The organism is Stenotrophomonas maltophilia group sp. msm1 (assembly GCF_032025805.1).
Lineage (GTDB): Bacteria > Pseudomonadota > Gammaproteobacteria > Xanthomonadales > Xanthomonadaceae > Stenotrophomonas > Stenotrophomonas hibiscicola.
In genome coordinates this window covers 47,119-58,952 of record NZ_JAVSKH010000006.1, presented here as the reverse complement: position 1 = coordinate 58,952, position 11,834 = coordinate 47,119, and the positions used below count along the sequence as shown (strand labels likewise).

Below are 11,834 nucleotides of genomic sequence, written 5' to 3'. Positions count from 1 at the left end.
CGAAATTGCTGCCATCATTGGCGCGGGGAAATCGGGGAGACGCTGCCATGGGAGATTGGCACGTAACCTGCGTTGATCCACCCGCGGGGACGGGCAGCCTGCTCATCCGGTCATCTGGCCGGCCGGCAGCCACCCCCGACATCAACCACCACTTATCTTGGGGATGTACCACCATGAAGAACCAGAAGGGCTTCACCCTGATCGAACTGATGATCGTCGTCGCGATCATCGCCATCCTGGCTGCCATTGCGCTGCCGGCATACTCGAACTACACCAAGAAGGCCAAGGTCTCGGAAGTGATCCTGGCTGCTTCTTCGCTGCGTACCGACGTGTCGGAATACGTGGCCAGCAACAACAAGTTGCCGGGCACCGACTGGAAGCCGGAAACTCAAGCTACTCAGTATGTCGCTTCTGTGAAGTGGGATGGCGCGAAGATCATTGCCGAAGCTAAGGGCATCGATACTGCAAAGATCGACGGCAAGTTCATCTACCTGATTCCGGATGGTTCCAAGGTTGCCGATGGCGTGGTTCCTGCTTGGAACTGCACTGGTACGATCGACGCGCAGTATCGTCCGGGTAGCTGCCAGGGAACCGCTCCGGCTACTAGCTCCTCCAGCGGCAGCTAATCGCGGCTGAACGATACTGTTGTGCCAACGGGGGCCATTGGCCCCCGTTTCTGTTTAGCGGAGGCAATGGTGATTAGTCGTCCTCATTCCGCTGTCTCACAGAAGGTGGGCTTCTGTGGGGCAGTAGGGGCGGTTTTGAGCTTTGCAGGGGCATATGCCGCTGGCGGCGACACTCTCGTGCAGTGGCTGTCGCTCATGTTAGGTGCTGCTCTACCAATGTGGTGGCTTGAGTTTCGTGGCGTCGCTGCTTCGGTTGCAACGCTGGATCGAAAACAAGTCCTGCTCGGAGTAGCTACGATTGCAGCATTGCAGTCGGTGATTCTGACATTGCAAATGGAATTGGGTGGTAGGACAGGAGGTGCTGTCGCGCAAGTCCTGCCGGTGTTACTGTGCGGAGGCAGTGTTCTGCTTATGCTGGCTATACTTCGACCTGAACTACTAGGCGAAACAGTGCCAGCAACTGGAAGGGCTGCATTTTCATTGTTGCGTGGACGTAGTATGGCAAACGATGAGCGTTTGGCAGTCCTCGGTTGGGGGGTGAAGTGCTTCTTTCTGCCTCTAATGCTCGCTTGGTCATGGAACTGGATCGCAGGGCTCGAGTATCAGTCGCCTAGTATTGGCCTAATTTACTTTTATTCGATTGGTATCAGCCTCCTGTATGCAGTCGATACTGCATTTGGTTTGATCGGCTACCTCTCGACCGCCAAGTGTCTTGGAGGTGAAATACGTTCTGTCGACGGTACCATTTCAGGTTGGCTGTCAGCCTTGGTGTGCTATCCACCTCTGAGTGCCTTGGTGGTCGATACTTGGTTGATTGCCCGCAATGCGAACCACTGGCAGGACTGGCTTGAATCGAGTGGGGTTGTGTCCGGGCTGTGGGCAGGCTGCATCCTCTTGCTTACTGGGATCTACACTTGGTCAACGGTCGCTTTTGGTCCTCGTTTTTCCAACCTTACACATCGAGGAATCATCACGCATGGACCCTATCGCTGGAGCAAACACCCCGCGTACATAAGTAAAAATCTGTCTTGGTGGCTAATCTCCGTTCCATTTCTGTCAACGTCAGGAGTGTGGCCTGCATTTCTCTCCTGCTTGGCAATGCTGGCAATTAATGCTGTCTATTGGGTGAGGGCTCGCACGGAAGAGCGACATCTTCGCCATGATCCGGTCTATTGCCAGTATTCGTCATGGGTGAGGAAGCATGGCCTAATCGCGAAGATTCGGCCTAATGCCGATTAGTCGCTATTGTTCGGTCAACAAAATGGACTTGATGTGCGTGATAGAGAGCTTGGTGCGGTGCCGGGCGCTTCTATGGCATTCCAGGCGACTTGCAGGGCTGATGTCGAAGTCCTGTCGCCAATTCGAATGTGTGATTGGGAGTTCGCAATTACCGTTCCATCCACCAGATGATGGTCATGGCTCATGCCCGGATCCGTCGGGTCGATATGCCAGTCCATATGGCCCCTGCATCTGATGCTGTTCGTCAAAAGTCCGATGAGCCGTCGGCGGTGCAGATCTTGTTTACGGGCAGCATCGCGCTGGATGCAAGTCTGATCAACCTGCGCATGATCTGTGCCGGCATCGATGTCCACTACGCTGTGCTCACGGGACGAGGATGATTGTTGCGAAGAAATTGCGATGCCGAGCAGTTGGCGGACGCGGCATCAGGCTACTATCTGTTCCGGGCAATGCAACATGCCGCCTGATCGCTGGGGATACTGCAGCGTCGCGGCAGCTGATGGACCAGAACTGGCAGGCGCTTGCCTGATGCTCGACGAAACGGGCCATTGCGCCTGCTGAGCTACCTGGCCTCAATAGGGCCGGTGCCCGCCACCAATGCTGCATTCCAGCCGTCAGGGCAAGAGTAGAACGAGGAATACCATGAGCGTTGTTTCCACCCCCAACCTCGTCGGCATCACCGGCCTGGCCCGCCGCCTGGTTCAGGACGGCGCCCTGGACGAGGCTTCCGCCCGCGACGCCATGGCCAAGGCCACGGCCGCTCGCCAGCCGCTGCCAACCTGGTTTGCGCAGAACAAGCTGGTCAGCGCCTCGCAGCTTGCCGCCGCCAATGCGGTCGAGTTCGGCATGCCGCTGTTCGACGTGTCCACCTTCGATGCCAGCCAGAACGCGATGAGCCTGGTCAGCGAAGAGCTGCTGCGCAAGCACAACGTGCTGCCGCTGTTCAAGCGCGGTGGCAAGCTGTTCGTGGGCACCAGCAACCCGACCCATGCGCTGGACGAGATCAAGTTCCACACCAATCTGGTGGTGGAACCGATCCTGGTCGATGAGGATCAGATCCGTCGCACGCTGGAGCAGTGGCACGCCAGCCACGACACCATCGGCGATGCGCTGGGCGGCGACGACGAGGGTATGGCCAACCTCGATGTCGGCCTGGGCGACGACGAAGGCGCGGGCACCGACGCCGGCATCGACGCCAAGGGCGACGACACCCCGGTAGTGAAGTTCGTCAACAAGGTACTGGTCGATGCGATCCGCAAGGGGGCCTCGGACATCCACTTCGAGCCCTACGAAGACGATTACCGCGTGCGCCTGCGCATCGACGGGCTGTTGAAGATGGTCGCCCGCGCGCCGGTTAAGTTGAACCAGCGCATTGCCGCGCGCCTGAAGGTGATGGCGCAGCTGGACATCGCCGAGAAGCGCGTGCCGCAGGACGGACGCATCAAGCTCAACCTGTCCAAGACCAAGCAGATCGATTTCCGCGTCAGCACGCTGCCGACCCTGTTCGGCGAGAAGGTGGTGCTGCGTGTCCTGGATGGCAGCGCGGCGAAGCTGGGCATCGACAAACTGGGCTACGAGCCGGACCAGCAGAAGCTGTTCCTGGATGCGATCCACAAGCCTTACGGCATGGTGCTGGTGACCGGCCCGACCGGTTCGGGCAAGACCGTTTCGCTGTATACCGCGCTGGGCATCCTCAACGACGAGACGCGCAACATTTCCACCGCCGAAGACCCGGTGGAAATCCGCCTGCCCGGCGTCAACCAGGTGCAGCAGAACAACAAGCGTGGCATGACGTTCGCTGCGGCGCTGCGCTCGTTCCTGCGACAGGATCCGGACATCATCATGGTCGGCGAAATCCGCGACCTGGAGACGGCCGAGATTGCGATCAAGGCGGCGCAGACCGGCCACATGGTGCTGTCTACGCTGCATACCAACGATGCGCCGCAGACCATCGCGCGTCTGATGAACATGGGCATCGCGCCGTACAACATCACCAGCTCGGTGACGCTGGTGATCGCCCAGCGCCTGGCGCGCCGGTTGTGCCCGAACTGCAAGCGCCCGGCGAACCTGCCGGAGCACGCGCTGCTGGCCGAGGGCTTCACCCAGGCGCAGCTGGATGCGGGTATCCAGTTGTATGAGGCGGTGGGCTGCGATGAGTGTACCGAGGGCTACAAGGGCCGAACGGGTATCTATCAGGTGATGCCGATGACCGATGAGATCGCCACCATCGTGCTGGCCGGTGGCAATGCACTGCAGATTGCAGAGGCGGCGCAGCAGATCGGGGTGAACGACCTGCGGCAGTCTGCGTTGATGAAAGCTGCGGCCGGGATCACCAGCCTGGCGGAGATCAATCGCGTTACCAAGGATTGAGGTAGAGCCGAGCCCATGCTCGGCTGAGGTACCGAAGAGCAGCCGAGCGTGGGCTCGGCTCTACAGTAGATCCACGCCATGCGTGGATGATCGGCCACGGATCCCATAGTAGTTCCACGCCATGCATGGATGGTGCGGTCCCGACCACCGCGCAGCCGGGCATGGGCTCGGCTCTACTCCATCCCCAGCTTCTTCAGTTTGTAGCGCAGCGCGCGGAAGGTAATCCCCAACTGCGCAGCCGTGCGGGTCTTGTTCCAGCGGTTCTCCTCCAGCGCGCGCTGGATGGCGCTGCGCTCCAGCTGCTCGATGTACGAGGGCAGGGCGGCGCTGCCGGGCTGCAGGTCGGCCACGGCTTCGGCGGGAGCCGCGCCGCCAGGCGCACGTGGGGCGTGCTGCGGCAGGCGCAGGTCGTCGGCGCCGATGCGGTCTTCTTCAGCCAGTGCCAGCGCGCGTTCCAGGATGTTCTCCAGCTCGCGCACATTGCCCGGGAACGCATAGTGGGCCAGCGCCTCCAGCGCCGACGGCGCCAGCAGCGGGGTGGCGCGGCCGTGGCTGCGGGCCAGCCGCGCCAGCACGGCAGCGGCCAGTTCCGGCAGGTCCTGGCGGCGCTCGCGCAGTGGCGGCACCTTCAACTCGATCACGTTGATGCGGTAGTACAGATCGTGGCGGAAGCGCCCGTCCTCGACCAGCTCGGCCAGGTCCTTGTGGGTGGCCGAGAGAATGCGTACGTCCACCGGCTCTTCGTTGGCCGCACCGACCGCGCGCACCGACTTTTCCTGGATGGCGCGCAGCAGTTTCACCTGCATCTGCAGCGGCAGCTCGGCTACTTCGTCCAGGAACAGGGTGCCGCCGTGCGCGGCCTGGAACAGGCCGGGCTTGTCGGCATGGGCGCCGCTGAAGCTGCCTTTGCGGTGACCGAAGAATTCGCTTTCCATCAGCTCGCCGGGAATGGCGCCGCAGTTGACCGGCACGAACGGCCCGGCCGCGCGCGCGCCCTGGGCGTGGATGGTGCGAGCAACCAGTTCCTTGCCAACTCCGGATTCACCGAGGATGTAGACCGGCGCCTGGCTGCGCGCGACCTTGCTGATGGTGGTGCGCAGTACGTCCATGGCCGGCGAAGCGCCGAGCAGGCGTGCTGCCTGTTCGGTGGCGGGGCCGGGCGCAGGGCGTTCGCTGTTGTTGAGTTCCAGCGCGTGCTTGACCAGGCCACGCAGTACCGAGATGTCCACCGGCTTGCTGACGAAGTCGAAGGCACCGGCCTTCAGCGCTTCCACGGCCAGGTCCATGCTGCCGAACGCGGTGATCATCGCCACCGGCGTGCGCGGGTAGTGCTGGGCGATCTCGCTGACCAGCTCGATACCGTTGCCATCCGGAAGGCGCATGTCGGTGATGCACAGATCGTACGGATTGCTGGCCAGCAGCTCGCGTGCTTCGGCCAGGTTGGCGGCGGTACTGATGCGCAGGCCCATGCGGCCAAGGGTCAGTACCAGCAGTTCGCGGATGTCGCGTTCATCGTCGACGACGAGGGCGCTGCGGGTTTCGTTCATGGGCGTGAAAGATAAACGAGGGGGCTGGAAGCGACAAATGTTTGACGCACAGATCTGCAATCAGGTGGGCAGCAGCGTGTGGGGGCCGGGCAGCACCAAACGGAAGCAGGAGCCGCCGGCGGGCACGGGAATGTAGTCCAGGCGTGCCTGGTTGGCCCGGCACAACTCGCGGGCGATATACAGGCCCAGCCCGGTGCCGTGCTCGGAGGTGGTGAAGAACGGACGGAACAGCTGCGCGGCCACGCTCTCGGGAATGCCCGGGCCACGGTCCATCACGTCAATCACCGCGCTGCGCTCGTGCTGGGCCACGCGCAGGCGCACCCGCGCCGGCTGCTGGCCGATGCGGCCGTACTTCAATGCGTTGTGCACCAGCACGGTGAGCACCTGGTACAGGTGCTTGGTGTCGACCTGCGCCATCACCGCCGTATCGCTGATGATCGGTTCGATGCTGTCGGTTTCCAGCGTCTGGCCTTGTTTGTACTCCAGCACGAAGCGGCGCACGAAGGCGACCAGGTCGACGTTCTCGGGCGTGGCGCGTTCGCGCCGTGCCAGCCCCAGCACGCTTTCAACGATGCCATTGGTGCGCTGGCATTGCTGGCGGATGATCTGCAGCAGGCGGCGGTCGCTTTCGTTGAAGCCGGTGCCTTCTTCCAGCAGCTGCACGGCATAGTTGATCGCCGCCAGCGGGTTGCGGATTTCATGGGCGAGGCTGGCCGAGAAGCGGCCCATGGCCGACAGGGTGAGCGATTCGGCGCGCCGCGAGACCACGCTGGAATCGTCCAGGAACACCAGGGCCAGCTCGCTGCCGGCCAGCAGGCGGGCGAAGCGCGGTTGCACTTCCGGCTGGTCGGGGTTGAGCTGCAGCGGCAGTTCGTCCTGCGCCCAGCCGTTGCGCCAGCGCTGCAGGCGGCGCGCCAGTTCCGGCGCGGCACTGGCCAGATCCAGGCGTCCTGTCTCACCGATGCCTTCATTGTCACCGAGCAGCATCGAGGCCGCTTCATTGGCCAGGGTGATGCGGTTGTCGGCGTCTACCACCAGCACGCCAGTGCGCATGCGGCGGATGATCAGTTCGTTGATCTGGAACAGGTTGGCTACTTCGTCGCCGCGCTGGTTGGCCAGCTGCTGGTTGCGGCGTGCGCGGCTGCCCACCTGGTAGCTGATGAAGGCCAGCGCCAGGTAGCTGGTGGCGAACATGGCCAGCTCGGCCAGCGTGCGGGTGGGATCGCCGCCTTCCAGCACTTTCCACAGGTATTCGGTACCGGTGGCCAGGCTGGCCGCGACTGCCAGGCCCAGCCCCCAGCTCAGCGGCAGCAGGGTGGCGGCCGCGGCGATGTTGAACAGCAGCGACATCGAGATGCCGGCGCTGGCGCCGGGCAGGGCGTGCGCCAGCAGGGTGGCGGCGATGATATCCACCAGCACGCTGGTGACCACGATGGGGCGCAGCCAGCGTTCGTTGCGGCCGATCGCCAGGGCCAGCAGCGACAGCACCAGATAGATGGCCGCAACGGTATCGGCCAGGCGCGGGTGGTGGGCCTCGCCGACCATGCCGGACAGGGGGCTGTAGAGCAGGCCGGCGATGACTGCGGCGATCAGCACCCGGTACAGCGCGAAGAAGTACAGCTCACGCCGCGGAATCGATTCGATGCGGTCGATCAATGAAGCACTGGGTGACACGCCGGAACTCCCCTTCTGGCTGCCTGGGTCTGGAATCTGCGGCGGGCCTGCCTGGCATCCCCTGAGGCCGGGCGGGCACGTCGCGTCGATGTAGTGTCGAGCGTGCTCGAGAGGGCCAGTATAGGGCCCCTGCGCTGGCGCCGCGGGACCGCCCCGCATCGCGCATTTGGCCCGCCGCGGAGACCGGAGGCCAGCGCCAGGGCGGGCGCAACTGCCTGAATGACCGCGAAAATCCGCCCGCGTCTGGCGTTTTGTACAGACTTCTTTGCGCCCCGGCGCCGGCTCGGCCACAATAGTGGGCCCGCCGCGGTCCGTGCCGGTGCCTCTTCCAGGGGGCCCTGAGGAATTGCGTGCGGTCGTTCCTATTCCCACGGTGACGCATGAATTTCCACGAATACCAGGCAAAACAACTGCTTGCCGAATACGGCATCCCGGTCCCGGCCGGCAAGGTCGCGGCGACCCCGGACGAGGCGGTTGAAGTCGCCCAGTCGCTGGGCCAGGGCCCCTGGATGGTCAAGGCGCAGATCCACGCTGGCGGCCGCGGCAAGGCTGGCGGCGTCAAGTTCTGCAAGACCGTCGATGATGTGAAGGCCGCAGCGGCCAAGATGCTCGGCACCAAGATGGCCACCTACCAGACCGCCGGCGTCGAGCTGCCGATCAACCTGGTGCTGGTGACCACCGCCGGTGAGATCGTCAAGGAGCTGTACCTGTCGGTCCTGGTGGATCGCGGCACCCGCACCATCAGCTACATCGCCTCTTCCGAAGGCGGCATGGAAATCGAGCAGGTCGCTGCCGAGACCCCGGACAAGATCCACACCCTGAACGTGGACTTCGTCGAGGGCGTGCAGGGCTACCACGGCCGTGACATCGGCTTCAAGATGGGCCTGACCGCCAAGCAGGCCGGCCAGTTCGCCAACATCATGGTGAACCTGTACCGCATCTTCAACGAAAAGGACTTGGCGCTGGTTGAGATCAACCCGCTGGCCATCCTGGACGATGGCAACCTGTACGCGCTGGACGGCAAGTTCAACAGCGACGACAACGCCAACTTCCGCCACAAGGAACTGGTCGCGATGCGCGACAAGTCCCAGGAAGATGAAACCGAAGTGACCGCTTCGGAGCTGGACATCAACTACGTCACCATGGACGGCAACATCGGCTGCATGGTGAACGGTGCCGGCCTGGCCATGGCCACCATGGACGTCATCAAGCTCAACGGCGGCGAGCCGGCGAACTTCCTGGACGTGGGCGGCGGTGCCAACAAGCAGCGCGTCATCGAAGCGTTCAAGCTGATCCTGTCCTCGGACAAGGTCGAAGGCATCTTCGTCAACATCTTCGGCGGCATCGTCCGCTGCGACATGATTGCCGAAGGCATCATCGCCGCCGTGAAGGAAGTGGGCGTCAAGGTTCCGGTCGTGGTGCGCCTGGAAGGCACCAACGTGGAAGAAGGCAAGCAGCTGCTGCGTGACAGCGGCATGGCCATCATCCCGGCTGACAACATCAACGACGGCGCCAAGAAGGTCGTTGAAGCGGTCAAGAACGCCGCCTGATCCACGACACCGAAGGAAATTCCCATGTCTGTTTTGATTAACAAGAACACCAAGGTGATCGTGCAGGGCTTCACCGGCCAGCAGGGCACCTTCCACGCCACTCAGATGATCGAGTACGGCACCCAGGTTGTTGGCGGCGTGACCCCGGGCAAGGGTGGCACCACCCACATCGACCTGCCGGTCTTCAACACCGTTGCCGACGCCGTGCAGAGCACCGGCGCCAACGCGTCGGTCATCTACGTGCCGCCGCCGTTCGCGGCCGATGCGATCCTGGAAGCCGCTGCTGCCGGCATCAAGGTCATCGTCTGCATCACCGAAGGCATCCCGGTGCTGGACATGCTGCGCGTCAAGAACGTGCTGACCCGTTCCTACCCGGACACCGTCCTGATCGGTCCGAACTGCCCGGGTGTCATCACCCCGGGTGAGTGCAAGATCGGCATCATGCCGGGCCACATCCACAAGCCGGGCAAGATCGGCATCGTGTCGCGTTCGGGCACCCTGACCTATGAAGCGGTCAAGCAGACCACCGAAGTCGGCCTGGGCCAGTCCACCTGCATCGGCATCGGTGGCGACCCGATCAATGGCCTGAACTTCGTCGACTGCCTGAAGCTGTTCAACGAAGACCCGCAGACCGAAGGCATCATCATGGTCGGCGAAATCGGCGGTGACGCCGAGGAAGCCGGTGCCGAGTACATCAAGAACCACGTGAAGAAGCCGGTCGTCGGTTTCATCGCCGGTGCGTCGGCTCCGGCCGGCAAGCGCATGGGCCACGCCGGCGCGATCGCCTCGGGCGGCAAGGGCACTGCCGAAGGCAAGTTCGCCGCCATGGAAGCTGCTGGCGTCGTCACCGTCCGTTCGCCGGGCGACCTGGGCGCTGCCATCGCCAAGCTGGTGAAATAAGAACGACTGCCTCTGGCAGCCGATTCTGTAGAGCCGAGCCCACGCTCGGCTTGCTTTGGAAAAGCCGCCCTCGGGCGGCTTTTCTGCGTCTGGCGGCCGCCTGGTCGGCCCATCCACGCATGGCGTGGATCTACTGAGCCGGGGCTGTCCACGCAGTGAACGCCCCCGGCGCGCGCACGACGCGGCGCTACAATGGGCGCATTGCAACCACAGGCTGGATTCCCATGGCTTCGATCCGCATCGCGATGGCGCAATTCGATTTCCCGGTCGGCGATGTCGCCGGCAACACCGAGCGCATCATCGAGATGATCGGACAGGCGCGCGACGAGTATGGCGCCGAGCTGGTGATGTTCCCCGAGCTGGCAGTGAGCGGTTATCCGCCGGAGGACCTGCTGCTGCGTCCCGGCTTCCTGTACGAATGCGAGCAGGCGATGGGCCGTATCGCTGCTGCCTGCCGTGGCATCACCGCCGTGGTCGGCTGGCCGCAGGCGGCTGGTGCGGTGGTCTACAACGCCGCCAGCGTGCTGCGCGATGGCCTGCTGGAGCAGACCTACCGCAAGCGCGAGCTGCCCAACTACGCGGTGTTCGACGAGCGTCGCTACTTCGATGTCGATCCGGACGGCGGCAGCTGTGTGTTCGAGGTCAATGGCATTCCGGTGGGTTTGCTGATCTGCGAGGACCTTTGGTTCGCCGAGCCGCTGGCCGACACCGTGCGCGCGGGGGCGCAACTGGTGGTAGTGCCCAATGCCTCGCCGTACGAGCGGGGCAAGCACGCCCAGCGCGACGCGGTGCTGGCCGCACGCACCCGCGAGAGCGGGGCGGCCATCGCCTATCTCAACGTGGTCGGTGGCCAGGATGCGCTGGTGTTCGACGGCGCGTCGGTGGTGGCCGATGGTGACGGCACGGTACACCCGGCTGCCGCTGCCTTCGTCGACCAGTGGCTGGTGGTGGAGTACGACGGTGAGACCCGCCGCTTCATGCCGCACGTGTGGATGGACGATGGCGACGAGAGCATGGACGCGCTGGCCTGGCGTGCCGTGACCCGTGGCATCCAGGACTACTGCCGCAAGAACGGCTTCAAGAAGGTGTGGCTGGGGCTGTCCGGTGGCATTGATTCGGCGCTGGTACTGGCGCTGGCGGTCGACGCGCTCGGCGCTGGGAACGTTACCGCCGTGCGCCTGCCGTCGCGCTATACCGCCGGCATGTCCAACGACCTGGCCGCCGAGCAGTGCCAGGCACTGGGCGTGAGGCTGGAAGCGGTCTCGATCGAGCCGGCGTTCAAGGGCCTGATGGAATCGCTGGCGCCGATGTTCGAAGGCACCGCGCCGGACGTGACCGAAGAGAACCTGCAGTCGCGCAGCCGCGGGGTGATCCTGATGGCACTGGCCAACAAGTTCGGCGGCCTGTTGCTGACCACCGGCAACAAGAGCGAGTACGCCGTCGGCTACGCCACCATCTACGGCGACATGTGCGGTGGCTATGCGCCGTTGAAGGACCTGTACAAGACCGAGGTGTTCGGCCTGTCTAAATGGCGCAATACCGTGGGCGGCGCGCCGGTGATTCCGCCGGCGGTGATCAGCCGCCCGCCATCGGCCGAGCTGCGCGAGAACCAGCTGGACCAGGATTCGCTGCCGGCCTATGACGTGCTGGACGGCATCCTGTACCGCTACATCGACCAGGAACAGTCGCGCACGGAGATCGTGGCCGCCGGCTACGACGCGGCCGTGGTTGACCGCGTGCTGCGCCTGGTACGCATCAGCGAGTGGAAGCGGCACCAGGCCGCGCCGGGGCCGAAGGTGTCGCGCCGGGCGTTCGGTCGCGAGCGTCGCTACCCGATCAGCAACGGCTACAAGGGCTGAGGCAACGGTGGGTGGGCAGTGCCGGCCGCTGGCCGGCAACCCGTCGGCCCTCTCCGGTGGGTGCGGACC

At 63.8% G+C, this 11,834-nt stretch carries 9 protein-coding genes; 7 read left to right on the top strand and 2 right to left on the bottom strand.

Going from position 1 to position 11,834, the window contains the following annotated elements:
- Positions 1-173 precede the first annotated feature (173 nt).
- From ROV95_RS20560 to pilB, 4 genes are all read left to right on the top strand, one after another.
- Complete coding sequence (locus ROV95_RS20560; protein WP_053443426.1) at positions 174-626, top strand: pilin; 453 nt, start codon at positions 174-176, stop codon at positions 624-626.
- Positions 627-803: 177 nt separating this feature from the next.
- Positions 804-1,865 carry an isoprenylcysteine carboxylmethyltransferase family protein gene (locus ROV95_RS20555; RefSeq protein ID WP_312546171.1) on the top strand — a complete coding sequence of 354 codons (1,062 nt, stop codon included), beginning with the start codon at positions 804-806 and terminating at the stop codon, positions 1,863-1,865.
- Positions 1,866-2,041: 176 nt separating this feature from the next.
- Positions 2,042-2,245, top strand: a complete 204-nt coding sequence (locus tag ROV95_RS20550; protein WP_312546169.1) for a hypothetical protein — start codon at positions 2,042-2,044, stop codon at positions 2,243-2,245.
- Between the two features lie 262 nt (positions 2,246-2,507).
- On the top strand, positions 2,508-4,235 hold the full coding sequence (gene pilB, locus ROV95_RS20545) for a type IV-A pilus assembly ATPase PilB (RefSeq protein WP_312546168.1): 1,728 nt from the start codon (positions 2,508-2,510) through the stop codon (positions 4,233-4,235).
- 173 nt (positions 4,236-4,408) lie between these two features.
- On the opposite strand, the gene ROV95_RS20540 is transcribed toward pilB, so the two are convergent.
- Together ROV95_RS20540 and ROV95_RS20535 are read right to left on the bottom strand one after the other, a co-directional pair.
- Positions 4,409-5,782: a sigma-54 dependent transcriptional regulator gene (locus ROV95_RS20540; RefSeq protein ID WP_312546167.1), complete on the bottom strand. Its 1,374-nt coding sequence runs from the start codon at positions 5,780-5,782 to the stop codon at positions 4,409-4,411.
- A gap of 60 nt (positions 5,783-5,842) precedes the next feature.
- A complete protein-coding gene (locus tag ROV95_RS20535) occupies positions 5,843-7,456 on the bottom strand; it encodes an ATP-binding protein (protein WP_312546165.1) in 1,614 nt (537 codons plus the stop codon).
- 380 nt (positions 7,457-7,836) lie between these two features.
- Here ROV95_RS20535 and sucC point away from each other — a divergent pair, with 380 nt between their 5' ends.
- The 3 genes from sucC (at position 7,837) to ROV95_RS20520 (ending at position 11,765) form a co-directional block, all read left to right on the top strand.
- Positions 7,837-9,006, top strand: coding sequence for an ADP-forming succinate--CoA ligase subunit beta (gene sucC, locus ROV95_RS20530; protein WP_005418614.1), 1,170 nt, complete (start codon positions 7,837-7,839; stop codon positions 9,004-9,006).
- 24 nt (positions 9,007-9,030) lie between these two features.
- Entirely contained in the window at positions 9,031-9,906 is an 876-nt protein-coding gene (sucD, locus tag ROV95_RS20525) for a succinate--CoA ligase subunit alpha (RefSeq protein ID WP_005418610.1), read from the top strand.
- A gap of 224 nt (positions 9,907-10,130) precedes the next feature.
- Positions 10,131-11,765 carry an NAD+ synthase gene (locus ROV95_RS20520; RefSeq protein ID WP_312546163.1) on the top strand — a complete coding sequence of 545 codons (1,635 nt, stop codon included), beginning with the start codon at positions 10,131-10,133 and terminating at the stop codon, positions 11,763-11,765.
- Positions 11,766-11,834 lie beyond the last annotated feature (69 nt).